Origin of the sequence: Xanthomonas albilineans, from assembly GCF_002939705.1 — a bacterium.
Lineage (GTDB): Bacteria > Pseudomonadota > Gammaproteobacteria > Xanthomonadales > Xanthomonadaceae > Xanthomonas_A > Xanthomonas_A albilineans.
Genome location: NZ_MDCB01000003.1, coordinates 188,540 through 202,318, shown reverse-complemented (window position 1 = coordinate 202,318; position 13,779 = coordinate 188,540). Strand labels below are relative to the sequence as shown.

The window sequence follows — 13,779 nt, the reverse complement described above, 5'->3', positions numbered from 1 at the left end:
GAGTGCCACCCTCATGATCGATACCCTGTTTGTCTATGCGCTCGCGCTGTTGCTGGGATGGCCGTTGGGCCTGTATCTGGCCAAGGTGATGCGCGGCGTACCGATGTGCGGCGATGCGCTGTTCGGCTGGATCGAACGCCCGCTGTATCGCTTGCTGGGCACCGATCCAGCGCGCGGCATGCACTGGCGCGGCTACACGGCGGCGTTTTTGCTCAGCAATCTGGTGCTGGGCGTGCTGGTGTTTGTGCTGTTCGTCACCCAGGCGTGGTTGCCGTTCAATCCCGACGCGGTGCCGAATATGCGCTGGGACGTGGCCCTGCACACCATGGTCTCGTTTCTGACCAATACCGATCAGCAGCATTACTCCGGGCAGGCGCAGTTGTCGTACCTATCGCAGGCGGTGGGCGTGGTCGGCCTGCAGTTCGTCACCCCGATGATGGGGCTGGCGTTGGTTGCGGCAACGCTGCGCGGGCTGTTCGGTGGGCGTGCGCACGCGGCCGCAGCGAGTGTCGGTTCGAGTGCGCCAGCGTCTTCGATGGCCGAACCGCCGCACGCCGAGGCGGATGTCGGCAACTACTGGGCCGATGTGATCCGTCCGACCCTGCGTTTCTTGCTGCCGCTTTGCCTGCTATGGACGCTGTTGTTGACCCAGCAGGGCGTGCCCTCCACGTTGGCTGCCGGTCCGGCGGTCACGCCGCTCGATGCGAGCGCCGGATTGCAGACACAGAAGATCCCGCTCGGGCCGGTTGCCGCGATGGTGGCGATCAAGCAGCTCGGCACCAATGGCGGTGGCTGGTATGGCCCCAATAGCGCGATGGCGCTGGAAAATCCCACCCCGTTCTCCAACCTGCTGGAAGCCCTGGGGATCGTGTTGATTCCGGTGGCGGTGGCGTTCATGGTCGGCCCGTTCACCGGACGGCGTAAATTCACCGCACTGGTGTTCGGCAGCATGCTGGCGATGTCGCTGGCGTCCACTGGAGCATCCATGTGGGCCGAAGGTCATTCGCCCAGTAACGCCAGCGCCGCGTTGATGGAGGGCAAGGAAGTGCGCTTCGGCGTGGATGCCGCGTCTGCGTGGTCATCGCTGACCACGCAGACCTCCAACGGCTCGGTCAACGCGATGCACGATTCGCTGGCGCCGCTGACCGGCGGTGTGGCGATGATCAACATGCTGATCAACGCGATCTGGGGCGGCATCGGCTGCGGTTTGCAACAGTTCCTGGTTTACCTGTTGTTGAGCGTATTCCTGGCCGGGTTGATGACCGGACGGACACCGGAGCTGTTCGGGCGCAAGATCGAGGCGGCCGAGGTTCGTCTGTTGGCGCTGTTGATCCTGCTGCAACCGCTGGTGTTGCTCGGCTTCACCGCCCTGACCCTGGCCATGCCGGCGGCGATCATCGCCAATTCCAATCCTGGCTTCCACGGTATCAGTCAGGTCTTCTACGAATACACCTCGGCGTTCGCCAACAACGGTTCCGGTTTCGAAGGGCTGGGCGACGGCATCCCGTGGTGGAACCTGACCTGCACCGTCGTGCTGCTCCTGGGTCGCTATCCCGCCCTGATCGTGCCACTGATCGTGGCTGCGCAGATGGCGCGCAAGCGCGTGGCGCCTGAAACGGGCGGCAGCCTGCAGGTGGAAACGCCGACCTTCGCGCTGACCTTGATCGCGGTCATCGTGGTCCTGACTGTTCTGCAATTCACGCCGGCGCTGGTGTTGGGGCCGATCGCCGATCACCTGACCCTGGCCGCGCACTGAGACGATGACGATGAGCACCTCACAGGTTTCTTCTTCCGTGGCGACTTCCTCCACGCGCAGTCCCGGTCTGTTCGACGCCGCCGCGCTGCGTGCGGCGCTGCGCGACAGCGTGTTGAAATTATCGCCTCGCCATCTCCTGGGCAGCCCGGTGATGGCGGTGGTCTTCGTCGGTACCTTGCTGTCGGCATTGATCACGCTGGCCGGGCAGGGACCAGCCGGATTCGGTTGGACGGTGACCGCGATTCTGTTGGTCACCGTGTTGTTCGGTAACTTCGCCGAAGCCGTGGCCGAGGCGCGCGGTCGCGGTCAGGCCGCCTCGCTGCGGCGTGCGCGCAAGGACTTGGTGGCGCGCCGCGTCGCCAGTGCGCGGCTGGATGGCGAGACCAGCATTCCCGCCGCCGAGTTGCGCCCCGGCGACTTGGTGGTGGTATCCGCCGGCGAGCTGATTCCCGCCGATGGCGAGATCGTGCACGGCCTGGCGACGATCAACGAAGCAGCGGTCACCGGCGAGTCGGCGCCGGTGCTGCGCGAAGCTGGCACCGATCGTTCGGGCGTCATCGGCGGCACCAAGGTGCTGTCCGACGAGATCGTGGTGAAGGTCACCGCTGAGCCTGGACACAGCTTCCTGGATCGCATGATTGCCCTGGTGGAAGGCGCCAATCGGCAGAAAACGCCGAATGAGATCGCGCTGACCATGCTGTTGGCGGCGATGACCCTGACCTTCTTGATCGTGGTGGCGACACTGCCGGCGATTGCCGCGTTCGTCGGTGTACGGGTCGATCCGCTGCTGTTGATCGCGCTGTTGGTGTGTTTGATTCCGACGACCATCGGCGGGCTGTTGCCGGCAATCGGCATTGCCGGCATGAACCGCGCATTGTCGGCTAACGTACTGGCCAAATCGGGCAAGGCAGTGGAAGTGGCCGGCGACGTGGATGTGCTGTTGCTGGACAAGACCGGCACCATCACTCATGGCGACCGCCAGGCCACCGCGTTCCATGCTCTCAGCGGTGTCGACATGGCCCAGTTGCGCGAGGCGGCGATGCTGTCCTCGCTGGCCGACCCGACCCCGGAAGGCAAGTCGATCGTGCGTCTGGCGCGCGAGCAAGGTCTGCCGCTGGCCGATCCGCAGGATGCCAATTTCGTCGCCTTCACCGCGCAGACGCGCATGTCCGGGGTGGATCTGCCGGCGCAGGGCGAGCACGCGCCACGCTCGATTCGCAAGGGTGCCGCCGATGCGTTGATCCGCCACGTCACCGCGCTCGGCGGGCAGGTGCCGGTGGAGTTGAAGGGCCGTGTCGAGCAGGTTGCGCGTAGCGGCGCCACGCCGTTGGTGGTGGCCGAAGGCCGGCATGTGCTCGGCGTGGTCGAACTGTCGGACGTGGTCAAGCACGGGGTGCGGGAAAAATTCGCGCGGCTGCGCGCGATGGGCATCAAGACGGTGATGATTACCGGCGACAACCCGCTCACCGCCGCGGCGATCGCCGCCGAGGCCGGCGTGGACGACTACATTGCCGAAGCCACACCCGAGGACAAGCTGGCGCGTATCCGTCAGGAGCAGGCCGGCGGGCGGTTGGTGGCGATGGTCGGCGACGGTACCAACGATGCGCCGGCGCTGGCCCAGGCTGATGTCGGCCTAGCGATGAATTCAGGCACGCAGGCGGCCAAGGAAGCCGGAAACATGGTCGATCTGGATTCGGATCCGGCCAAACTGTTGGCGGTGGTGGAAGTGGGCAAGCAGCAGTTGATTACCCGCGGCGCGTTGACCACGTTTTCGTTGGCCAACGATGTGTCCAAGTACTTCGCGATCCTGCCGGCGTTGTTCGCCGCGTCGATCCCGCAAATGGCGGCGCTGAACGTGATGCGTCTGTCCAGCCCGGCGCATGCGGTGCTGGCCGCGTTGATTTTCAACGCGCTGGTGATTCCCGCGTTGATCCCGCTGGCGTTGCGCGGTGTGCGCTTCACTCCGTCCTCGGCCACTTCGCTGCTGCGCCGGAACATGCTGATCTACGGTGTCGGTGGCGTGCTGCTGCCGTTCGTCGGGATCAAGGCGATCGATCTGTTGCTGGTGGCGCTGGGCTGAGCCTCGCGCCGATTTTCCCGACTTTTCCGGAACTGCTGCAATGAACGTTTCTTCCGTTTCTCCGCGCGAACCGATGCGCTTGCGCGCGGTGCTGGTCTTGCCGTTGTTGGTGCTGGGCGCGGCTGCGTTGTATTCGCTGATCGCCACTATCCTGGCGGGCGCCCTGTTTCCCGCGCAGGCCAACGGCAGCCTGCGCGAACGCGACGGGCACGTGGTTGGCTCGGTGCTGGTGGCACAGCCCTTCGCCGCGCCCGGCTATTTCCAGCCACGTCCCTCGGGCGCCAAGTACGATCCGATGTCCGCCGCCGGTAGCAACCAGGCACGCAGTAACCCCGACCTGATCAAGCGTCTGGACGAAGCGCGCCACGCGATCGCTGTGCGCGAGGGCATCGCCCCGGAGGCAGTGCCGGACGACCTGCTGACGCAGTCCGGCAGTGGCCTGGACCCGGAGATCAGCGTGGTTGCGGCACAGGTGCAGGTGGCACGGGTGGCGGCGGCACGCGCGCTAGCGCCGCAGCGCGTTGCCGCTCTGGTTGCCGCGCACGTGCAGCCGCGCCAGTTCGGCGTGCTCGGCGCGCCAAGGGTGAACGTGCTGGAGTTGAATCTGGCGCTCGATGAAGCTGCTGCAAGCGCGGCGGGTTCCTCGGGACATGGCGCGCAACAAGCACAATCACGCCCGCGATAAGGAACAGGGAACGGCGCGGACGCTGTTACGCTGTTGCCACGTTCCATTCCCAGACTTTTCATGTCCGACCTCCGTACCCAGCAGGCCGATGCCCTGATCGGCGAACTCAAGCGCGAACGCGGTGGACGCCTGACGGTGTTCCTCGGCGCAGCGCCCGGGGTGGGCAAAACCTATGCGATGTTGTCGCGCGCCCGGCAGTTGCAGCAGCAGGGGAGCGCACTGGTGATCGGCGTGGTCGAGACCCATGGCCGTGTCGAGACCGCGGCCCTGCTGGAGGGGCTCACCGTGCAGCCGCGGCGGCGGGTGGAGTATCGTGGCCGGACGCTGGATGAGATGGATCTGGATGCGCTATTGGCGCTGCGTCCGCCGTTGGTGCTGGTCGACGAACTGGCGCATCGCAATGCGCCGGGCAGTCGCCACGAGCGCCGCTGGCAGGACGTGGAGGAATTGCTCGATGCCGGCATCGACGTCTACAGCACGGTCAACATTCAACACCTGGAAAGTCTCAACGATGTCGTTCATCGCATCACCGGCGTGCGCGTCAGCGAAACCGTGCCCGATGCGATGTTCGACCGTCTGCGCGATATCGTCCTGGTCGATCTGCCGCCGCGCGAGCTGATCGAGCGCTTGCAGCAAGGCAAGGTGTATCTGCCCGAGCAAGCGGGTCAGGCCTTGCAGGCGTTCTTCTCGCCCTCGAATTTGGCGGCCTTGCGCGAACTGGCGATGCAGACGGCAGCCGATCGCGTCGACAACGATCTGCGCGACGTGCAGGCCGCACAGGGGCGGCCTGGGCTCGCGCTGCGGCGGCGGGTGATGGTGGCGATCGATGGGCGTGGTCAGTCCGATTACCTGGTGCGGGTGGCGCGGCGTGTGGCCGAGCGCCGCGGCTCCCCGTGGACCGTGGTCACCGTGCAAACTCAGGCGCAGCCTGAAGAAGCATGGCAACTGGAGATCGACCGTGCCTTCGCATTGGCGCGTCGGCTCGGTGGCGATGCCGCGCTGTTGCGCGGCAGCAGCGTGGCCGACGCCTTGCTCGACCACGCCGCGCGTAACGGCGTGTCCACCTTGTTGCTCGGCCGCACGCGCGAGCGACCGCTGGCGCGGATGATCAACCGGACGCTGACCCAGCAGCTGTTGCAGCGCGGCGCGCACTACGAACTGGTGATCATCAGCTCGCCGGAGGCGCGTGCGCGCTCGCGGCGGCGCTGGCGCAGCCCCGGCCACTGGTTGTCGCGCGACGATCTCGCGTTCGCCATGGTGGCTTCCGCACTGGCGGTGGTGGTGGCATGGATTGCCGAGCGTTGGGTCGGTATCGACGATCTGTCGATGGTGTTCATCGTCGCGGTGGTGATGGTCGCGGCGAAGACGCGCATGGCGGCGGCGGTACTGGCGGCGCTGTTGAGTTTCTTCGGCTACAACTTTTTCTTCATCGAGCCGCGCTTCACCTTCCAAATTGGTACCCGTCAGGGCGTGGTCACGGTGCTGCTGTTCCTGGTCGCCGCGCTCGTCGCCGGGCGCCTGGCCTCGCGTCTGCGCAGCCAGGTGCTGGCCTTGCGCGCGGCCAATGCGCAGACCACCGCGTTGCAGCGGCTGGGCCGCGAACTGACCAGCGCCGCCGATCTTGGACAGGTGCTGGATGCGGGGCGTCACGCGCTGTCCACCACGCTCGATGCGGAGGCCTGGGTGCGATTGCAGCCGCTGGAGGCCGCGCACGCCGGTGCCGACGACTACGCGCCGTCGATGGCGGCGGTGGATCGCAGTGCCGCCGACTGGGCGCAGCGCCACGGTCAGGCCACCGGTCGCTTCACCGACACCCTGGCCGGCGCCAGCTGGTGGTTCCTGCCGGTGCGCCATGAGCGTGGCGCGATCGGCGTGGTTGGCCTGCGCTTTGCTGCCGGTGTGCAGCGTCCTGGCCTGGAACAACAGCGTCTTGCCGAGGCGATGGTCGAGGACATCGGTCAGGCCGCGTTGCGCACGCGCTTGGTCGCCGACTTGGAAAGCGCGCGCGTCAGCGGAGAGACCGAGCATCTGCGCTCGGCGCTACTGTCGTCGGTGTCGCATGACCTGCGCTCGCCGCTGGCCGCCATGATCGGCGCCGCCAGCAGCCTGTCCAGCTATGGTCAGGCCATGAGCGCCGAAGACCGCCGCAGCCTGCTGGACACCATCCAGATGGAAGGCGAGCGCCTGGACCGCTACATCCAGAACCTGCTGGACATGACCCGGCTCGGCCACAATGGGCTGACCTTGAACCGCGATTGGATCGGCGTGGACGAACTGATCGGCTCTGCGGCGCGGCGCCTGCAGCGCTACCAGCCAGAGGTCCTGCTGGACATCGTCCTGGCGGCGGACCTGCCCACGCTATGGGTGCATCCGGCGCTGGTCGAGCAGGCGGTCTTCAACGTGCTGGAGAACGCAGCCAAGTTCTCGCCGCCGGATACGGCGATCCGGGTCGCCGCGATGATGGTCGAAGGACGCCTGCGGATCGACATCGCCGACCGTGGCCCGGGCATCCCCGAGGACGAACGCGCGCGTATTTTCGACATGTTCTACAGTGTCGAACGCGGCGACCGTGGCCGTCACGGCACCGGCCTGGGCCTGACCATCTGCCAGGGAATGATCGGTGCGCATGGAGGCAGCGTCGAAGCCTTGCCTGGTCCCGATGGTCGCGGCACCACGATCCGCATTACCCTTCCGTTGATCGAACCTGCTGCCCCACCACGCCGCCCCGATGCCGACTGAGTCCCACGCCGATCCGATTCCGCCGCCGCGTATTCTGGTGATTGACGACGAGCCGCAGATTCGTCGCTTCCTTGACATCAGCCTGCGCGCGCAGGGCTACCGCGTGCAGCAGGCGGCCACCGGTGGCGAAGGCTTGGCGCAATTGGCCGCGCATGGCGCCGAATTGGTGGTGCTGGATGTCGGCCTGCCCGACCAGGACGGGCACAGTGTGCTGCGCGAATTGCGGCAATGGTCGTCGGTGCCGGTGATCATGCTGACGGTGCGTGCCGGTGAGGCGGAAAAAGTGCAGGCGCTGGATGCTGGCGCCAACGACTACGTGACCAAGCCGTTTGGCGTGCAGGAATTGATGGCGCGTATCCGCGTGTTGTTACGTATGCAGCCGACGACGGGCGAGGCCGAGCCGGTATTCGACGACGGCCATCTGCACATCCATCTTGGGCTGCGCGAGGTTCGCCTGGAGGGCGAGCCGCTGCCGCTCAGCCGCAAGGAGTACGCGCTATTGGCGCTGCTGTTGCGCCACAGCGGCCGGGTGGTGACGCAGCCGCAGTTATTACGCGAATTGTGGGGGCCAACGCACCAGGACGACACGCATTACTTGCGCATCCTAGTCGGCAAGTTGCGGCAGAAACTCGGCGACAGTGCGGTGGCACCACGCTACATCGCCACCGAGCCCGGCGTGGGATTGCGTTTCATCGGGATGTCTTGCAGCTCGTAGCGTTTTGTTCGCAACTCTTAGTGGCGAGGTCGTGTGGAAGTAAGCTGTGGCGCGCACTGATTTTTATCGTTGCGTTGCATACCGCTCAAGCGTTGTGCCGCATCAGCGATCCGGCAATACCTTCCCAGGGTTGAGAATGCCGTCGGGGTCCAGAGCAGACTTGATCGCGCGCATCGCGTCCAGGGTCGCGGTATCGAAGGCCTGGGCCATGTAGTCGCGCTTGGCGACGCCGATGCCGTGTTCGCCCGAGAGCGTGCCTTCCAGCGTCAGCACCAGCGCGAACAGGCGTGGCAGCGCGGCCTGCGCGCGGGCACTCTCGTTGGCGTCGTCGGGTGCGTACATGATGTTGACGTGCAGGTTGCCGTTGCCGGCGTGGCCGAAGGCGACGATCGGCAACGCGAACTCCGCCGCCAACGCTTCCACACCTGCGACAAGATCGGGAATACGCGATACCGGCACCACCACGTCTTCGTTGATCTTGCCCGCACGGATCGTGCGCAGCGCCGGGGACAGTGCGCGCCGCGCCGCCCACAGCCGGTCGCGCGCGCTGCCGTCGGCGGCCACGTCCAATGTCATCAGACCGTCGCCCTCGGCCGCGGCGGCCAACGCCTGCAGTGCGTAGGGCAGGGTGTCGTGGTCGCCGTCGGCCTCGATCAACAACATCGCGCCGGCCTCGGGCACGTCGCTGCCACTCTGGCGTAACAGGGCGATGGCGCTGCGGTCCATGAATTCCAGCATCGTGGGTGTACTCGGCTGTGCCATCAGCCGCGACACGGCTGCCGCCGCGCTGGCGGCGTCGCGGTACAGGGCGCGCAGACCGGCCTGTGCCAATGGCCGTGGCGAGAGTTTCAGGGTCGCTTCCACGATCAGCGCCAGCGTGCCTTCGCTGCCAACCAGCAAGTGGGTCAGGTCGTAGCCTGTGGCATCCTTGGTGTACGCGCCGCCGCAGCGGATCAATTCGCCGCTGCCGGTGACGGCGACCAGGCCGAGCACGTTGTCGCGGGTGGCGCCGTACTTCACCGCGCGCGGCCCGCCGGCGTTGGTCGAGAGATTGCCGCCGACGCTGCACATCTCAGCGCTTGAGGGGTCCGGTGCCCAGAACAGGCCGTGGGGCGCGAGCGCTTGCTGCAGGTCGTTGTTGAGCACGCCGGGTTCGACCACCGCGCAGCGGTCCTGCGGACGCAACTGTAGGATGCGGTTCATGCGCGCGAACGACAGCACCACGCCGCCGGCGAACGGCACCGCAGCACCAGTCGTGCCGGTGCCGGCACCGCGTGCCACCAGCGGCACGCGATGTGCGCGACAGGCGCGCACGATCGCCTGGACCTGTGCACGCGTCTGCGGCAGCGCCACCGCGTCGGCCAGCGCCCAGCGCCGCGAATCGTCTTCGCCGTAGCTGCGGCGGCTGGTAGCGTCGGTGCGCCAGCCTTCGTCACCGAGCAGAGCGGCGAGGGTATCGGTCAAGGTGGCAGGCAGTGACGTGCTCATGGCAGTGACGGCGCAGAGGGAGAACGGGGTGGCGGCAGCAGTTTCCAGGCGAGTACCGTCAGCGTCAGTGGCTGCCACGCCCTGCGTCGTGCGGATAGCGACGCGGCAAGGCCGCATGTGCCGAAGACGCCGGCTGCCAGCGACAAGACCGCGCTGGGCCGCCATGGCGCAAAGGCGGCGGTCTTTAGCGTCAGCGCAACCGCAGTGTGGGGTAAGAAACCGGGCATGTCAGACGTCGTCGGCGCGGAAGGCATCGCGTAGCCAAGTCAGCCGTGGTGGCTCGCCCTCGGCCTCGACCACGTCGAAGCGGCACGGCCATGCCGCGTACTGTGGATGTGCGGCGAGGAATAACTGCGCGGCCAACAGTAGGCGGCGGCGTTTGCGTAGGTCGACAGAGGCCGCGCCGCCGCCGAACGCGGCGTTGCGCCGGTAACGCACTTCGACGAACACCAGGCCTTGTTCCTGCTGCATCACCAAGTCCAACTCGCCGCCGCGGAAGGCCACGTTCGCCGCGACCAGACGCAACCCGGCACGTTGCAGTTCGGCCCGTGCCGCCGCTTCTACCGCCTTGCCGCGCTGGCGGCGATCAGGTTCCATCAGGGAGCGGGGTGGCCTGTCCGCCGCTGAAGGTGGACCATGCCGGTTGGCGCAGGATGTTGCCGAAGCCGTCCAGATGCAGTATGCCCGTGGCGCCGCGCAAGCTGCTTTCCTTGCCAGTTGCCAGTTTTTCCAGATAGGCGGTGATTTGCCAAGCGTCGTAGCCGAACGCGAACAGGCGCTCGGCCGGGCCGCGCGCGGTCGGCAGCATGTCGGCGACATTGGTCGCCGCCGGCAGGCCGCCGACGCCGCGCACGTTCCATAGTTCGCTCGGATAGACGATGCCGTCCAGCACCAGATCGTCTTCGGGTTTGCCGGTACCCAGCACCAATTGCGAGGTCGCCACCCGGGTCTTGCCGGCGAACCCGGCCAGCGCCAGTTGTGGTGCCAGCGCGCGTGCGGTATTGCCCTTCACCGCCAGAAACACGGCATCGGCGGCCGCCGCATTGCGTAGCTGCGGGCCGATGTCGCCGGGCGTTTCGGCCACGCTGACGCTGCCGGCGATCTTGCCACCGCGTTCGCCGAAGCGTTCGCGGAACGCGGCCGCCGCGCGGCGACCGTTGTCGTCGTTGCTGCCGATCACCAGCGCATTCCGACGCTCGTGGGCCAACAGGTATTCGGCGGCGGCGATGCCGTCGTCTTCCGGCGCCAGCGAGAAGCCGGCGCTGCCGCTGGGCGGGGCGCTGGTGCCGCGATTCAGCGCCAGCACCGGCACGGGCAGTGCGCCGTGTCCGAAGAGCGCGCTCACTTCGTCGCGGCCGAGCGGACCGACCACGAAATCGGCGCCGCTGTTGATCGCCTTCTGGTAGGCGGCCAGTGCGCCGGCCGGGGTGCCGGTGGTGTCGATGAAGTCGATCGGCGGCCGCCGCCGGCTCTCGCCGTAGTAGCCGGCGAGCAGGCCGTCGCGCACCGGTGCGGCGGCGATGGCCAGGTTGCCGCTCAGCGGCAGCAACACCGCCAATTTGGCCGGTGGGCGGTAGCCATCGCGTTCGGCCGGCGGCCGCTTGCTGGTGTCCACGCCCCATTGCGCGTCGCGGTTGCGATCATTGCCGATCGCGCTGGCGGCCTGCGTTTGAGTCTGCTGCGCCGGGTTCCTTTGCGCTGTCGATTGGCTCGGCGAGGCGCTCGGCGTCACGCTGGTGGTCGCGCAGCCGGCGAACAGCAGCGCCAGCAACGACAGGGCGGAAATCCTTGCGAATCGCTTGTTCATTTCTGGTCCATTCGGCTGGGCACGCCGGGCGTGCCGGGGAAAACCGCTACGATTCTACTCTTGACCGATGGGATACCGTAGATGAGCCCCCAGCCTGGAACCCTGCATGTCGTCGCCACGCCGATCGGCAACCTTGCCGACCTGACGCCGCGCGCGCAGGAGGTGCTGCGGTCGGTGGCGGCGATCTGTGCCGAGGACACTCGCCGCAGCGGGCAGTTACTGGCGCATTTCGGCATCGAGCGGCCGTTGGTCGCGCTGCATGAGCACAATGAGGAGGCGCTGGCGCAGCGGATTGTCGCGCGCCTGCGCGGCGGCGAGTCGCTGGCGCTGGTCAGCGACGCCGGCACCCCCCTGGTCAGCGACCCCGGTTACCGGCTGGTGCGTGCCGCGCGCGTGGCTGGGGTGCGGGTCAGCCCGGTTCCCGGCGCCTGCGCGGCGATTGCGGCGCTCAGCGTGGCGGGATTGCCCAGCGATCGCTTCGCTTTCGAGGGCTTTTTGCCGGCCAAGGCCGCCGCCCGCCGCGAGCGCCTGGCGCGGCTGGCCGGCGAGGCGCGCACCCTGGTGTTCTACGAGGCGTCGCACCGCATCGCCGAGTCCCTGGCCGACTGTCGCGCCGCGTTTGGCGACACCCGTCCGGCGGTGATGGCGCGCGAGCTGACCAAGCTCTTCGAGACCGTGCTCGACGGCAGCCTGGCCGACCTGCACGCACGGGTGGAGGCCGACGACAACCAGCGCAAGGGCGAGTTCGTGTTGATCGTGCAGGGCGCTGGCGACGATGCAGACGCGCAACTGGCCGAAGGCCGCCGCGTCTACGCCAAGCTCAGCGAACACCTGCCGCCGTCCACCGCCGCCAAGCTGGCCGCCGAACTCACCGGCGCGGCGCGCAAGGCGTTGTATGGTGGTTGAGGCGGGCATGGTCCAGCGCTTGCGTGTTGGCAATGAGGAAAATATTTCCTAACTACATGCGACAATGCCTGCGGCGGAGTCGGCCAGGCAGTCGCGTCACTCCGGCGCATTTCGGTGCGGCGGGGTGCCGAGGAAAGTCCGGGCTCCACAGGGCAAGGTGCCAGGTAACGCCTGGGCGGCGCGAGCCGACGGAAAGTGCAACAGAAAGATACCGCCTACGTCCCTCGCCACCCCTCTGCCGCTGCTGGAGTGCATTGGCGATGCGCGGCATCGGCCAAGCGCGTTCGGCGACGGTAGCGGGGTGGCGAGGGGCCGGTAAGGGTGAAATGGTGCGGTAAGAGCGCACCGCGAGTCCGGTAACGGACCGGCACGGCAAACCCCACCTGGAGCAAGACCAAATAGGGACCTCATGGCGCGGCCCGCGTCGGGTCCGGGTAGGTTGCTCGAGCGTACCGGTGACGGTGCGCCTAGAAGAATGACTGTCCACGACAGAACCCGGCTTATCGGCCGGCTCCGCCACTTCTTCTTTTCTAAATGCGCCGCCGTTTCGACCGCATCGCGGTCGTGGGGCGTGGCGGCTTTCCCGCATCGCGGGTCCATGCCGCTGGGACGTGGTTCTTCTGTCGCGTCTGCCCAGGAAATCTCCTGTCCGGCCCGAACCGACGCGCGTGGTTCCAGCCGTTGGCGTTCACCGCGACCAGGGCACTAGCTCGGGTGCCTTAGCCCTGGTCGCGTTCATCGTGGAGGCGCACGCGTCAATCTGGGTGCGCGAACGATCAGGCATATGCGGTCGATTGTGCTGCCTTTGCGCAGTGCCGCACGAGTGGGCGATCCGCGATGGCAGTTTGCCGGGATGATCTTAACGCGGCGTACACGAGGCTTTAACGCCACGTACACGGGGCTGAATTTTCGTTCAATATTAAAATTTCATGCGAAACAGTAACTTGTGGATAAGCTTTGAACAATTCTCTAAAGAGTCGCGCAAGGTATTGATCCCGCAGGTGATTTGTTGTTCGGGAAGTTGTTGACAACCGGTCGCGCGCTGCTAAGGTGGGGGCTTGAGGGGAAACCGGGTTTTTTGTGGTTTTTCGTGGTTCAATGACCGCTCCAGGCGGAATCGAAACGAAGAAGGTATAGGCGCTGTGTTTCAGGGCGAGACCGCGATCACTGTTGACGAGAAGGGGCGTATGGCGGTTCCCACCGCATACCGCGACCTCGTCGCGCGCATGAGCGGTAATCGGCTGGTGCTGACCTACAACCCGTTCGAGGCCGGATGTCTGTGGCTGTATGCGGAGAAGGAGTGGGAGCGGGTCCGTGACGAGGTCATGGCCAAGCCCAATACCCAGCGCGTGGTGCGGGTCCTGCAGCAAAAGCTGGTGGGGTCGTCCGCGACGCTGGAGCTGGACGCCAATGCTCGCATCACCGTTCCGCCGAGCCATCGCGCCGCGGTGGGCATTGAAAAGCGCGCCGTGCTGTTGGGCATGGGCGATAAGTTCGAATTGTGGAGCGAGCAGGCTCATCGCGCATTGATCCAGCAGACCCTGTCTGACGAGGATCTGGGCGATGGATTGCTCGATCTGAAGTTGTGAGTCGGGGTGTCCGG

Annotated in this window: 9 protein-coding genes, 1 other RNA gene and 1 pseudogene; 8 read left to right on the top strand and 3 right to left on the bottom strand. The window is 66.6% G+C overall.

Annotated elements, in window-relative coordinates:
• Positions 1–13 precede the first annotated feature (13 nt).
• Genes kdpA through XalbCFBP2523_RS03930 form a run of 5 tightly spaced genes read left to right on the top strand, consistent with a single transcriptional unit; the run spans position 14 to position 7,975 of the window.
• Positions 14–1,756 carry a potassium-transporting ATPase subunit KdpA gene (gene kdpA, locus XalbCFBP2523_RS03950; RefSeq protein WP_045766351.1) on the top strand — a complete coding sequence of 581 codons (1,743 nt, stop codon included), beginning with the start codon at positions 14–16 and terminating at the stop codon, positions 1,754–1,756.
• 10 nt (positions 1,757–1,766) lie between these two features.
• A complete protein-coding gene (gene kdpB, locus XalbCFBP2523_RS03945) occupies positions 1,767–3,836 on the top strand; it encodes a potassium-transporting ATPase subunit KdpB (protein WP_045757410.1) in 2,070 nt (689 codons plus the stop codon).
• A gap of 40 nt (positions 3,837–3,876) precedes the next feature.
• Positions 3,877–4,521, top strand: coding sequence for a potassium-transporting ATPase subunit KdpC (gene kdpC, locus XalbCFBP2523_RS03940; RefSeq protein ID WP_045766350.1), 645 nt, complete (start codon positions 3,877–3,879; stop codon positions 4,519–4,521).
• Between the two features lie 60 nt (positions 4,522–4,581).
• Positions 4,582–7,260, top strand: coding sequence for a sensor histidine kinase (locus XalbCFBP2523_RS03935; protein ID WP_045762020.1), 2,679 nt, complete (start codon positions 4,582–4,584; stop codon positions 7,258–7,260).
• A complete protein-coding gene (locus XalbCFBP2523_RS03930) occupies positions 7,250–7,975 on the top strand; it encodes a response regulator (RefSeq protein ID WP_045758453.1) in 726 nt (241 codons plus the stop codon). The genes XalbCFBP2523_RS03935 and XalbCFBP2523_RS03930 overlap by 11 nt, the downstream gene beginning before the upstream one ends.
• Positions 7,976–8,077: 102 nt before the next feature.
• Here XalbCFBP2523_RS03930 and XalbCFBP2523_RS03925 read toward each other — a convergent pair whose 3' ends face one another.
• The 3 genes and pseudogenes from XalbCFBP2523_RS03925 to XalbCFBP2523_RS03915 all read right to left on the bottom strand — a co-directional run.
• Positions 8,078–9,463 carry an FAD-binding oxidoreductase gene (locus XalbCFBP2523_RS03925; protein WP_045766349.1) on the bottom strand — a complete coding sequence of 462 codons (1,386 nt, stop codon included), beginning with the start codon at positions 9,461–9,463 and terminating at the stop codon, positions 8,078–8,080.
• A 228-nt stretch (positions 9,464–9,691) separates the two neighbouring features.
• On the bottom strand, positions 9,692–10,060 hold the full coding sequence (locus XalbCFBP2523_RS03920; RefSeq protein WP_012917296.1) for a YraN family protein: 369 nt from the start codon (positions 10,058–10,060) through the stop codon (positions 9,692–9,694).
• Positions 10,050–11,096 (bottom strand): annotated as a pseudogene (locus tag XalbCFBP2523_RS03915) (penicillin-binding protein activator); the annotation flags it as partial. The pseudogene XalbCFBP2523_RS03915 and the gene XalbCFBP2523_RS03920, both read right to left, overlap by 11 nt.
• 255 nt (positions 11,097–11,351) lie before the next feature.
• Here XalbCFBP2523_RS03915 and rsmI point away from each other — a divergent pair.
• The 3 genes from rsmI (at position 11,352) to XalbCFBP2523_RS03900 (ending at position 13,765) form a co-directional block, all read left to right on the top strand.
• The gene (gene rsmI, locus XalbCFBP2523_RS03910) at positions 11,352–12,176 is read left to right on the top strand and encodes a 16S rRNA (cytidine(1402)-2'-O)-methyltransferase (protein WP_045766347.1); all 825 of its coding nucleotides are present in this window, start codon (positions 11,352–11,354) and stop codon (positions 12,174–12,176) included.
• Between the two features lie 75 nt (positions 12,177–12,251).
• Positions 12,252–12,695, top strand: an RNA gene (rnpB, locus tag XalbCFBP2523_RS03905) — RNase P RNA component class A.
• Between the two features lie 614 nt (positions 12,696–13,309).
• A complete protein-coding gene (locus tag XalbCFBP2523_RS03900; protein WP_104629902.1) occupies positions 13,310–13,765 on the top strand; it encodes a division/cell wall cluster transcriptional repressor MraZ in 456 nt (151 codons plus the stop codon).
• The last annotated feature ends 14 nt before the right edge of the window (positions 13,766–13,779 follow it).

Coding starts and splice junctions, on each gene's coding strand:
- XalbCFBP2523_RS03925 (WP_045766349.1), bottom strand. CDS start 9,463: ATGAGCACGTCACTGCCTGCCACCTTGACCGATACCCTCGCCGCTCTG.
- kdpA (WP_045766351.1), top strand. CDS start 14: ATGATCGATACCCTGTTTGTCTATGCGCTCGCGCTGTTGCTGGGATGG.
- kdpC (WP_045766350.1), top strand. CDS start 3,877: ATGAACGTTTCTTCCGTTTCTCCGCGCGAACCGATGCGCTTGCGCGCG.
- XalbCFBP2523_RS03920 (WP_012917296.1), bottom strand. CDS start 10,060: ATGGAACCTGATCGCCGCCAGCGCGGCAAGGCGGTAGAAGCGGCGGCA.
- XalbCFBP2523_RS03935 (WP_045762020.1), top strand. CDS start 4,582: ATGTCCGACCTCCGTACCCAGCAGGCCGATGCCCTGATCGGCGAACTC.
- kdpB (WP_045757410.1), top strand. CDS start 1,767: ATGAGCACCTCACAGGTTTCTTCTTCCGTGGCGACTTCCTCCACGCGC.
- XalbCFBP2523_RS03930 (WP_045758453.1), top strand. CDS start 7,250: ATGCCGACTGAGTCCCACGCCGATCCGATTCCGCCGCCGCGTATTCTG.
- rsmI (WP_045766347.1), top strand. CDS start 11,352: ATGAGCCCCCAGCCTGGAACCCTGCATGTCGTCGCCACGCCGATCGGC.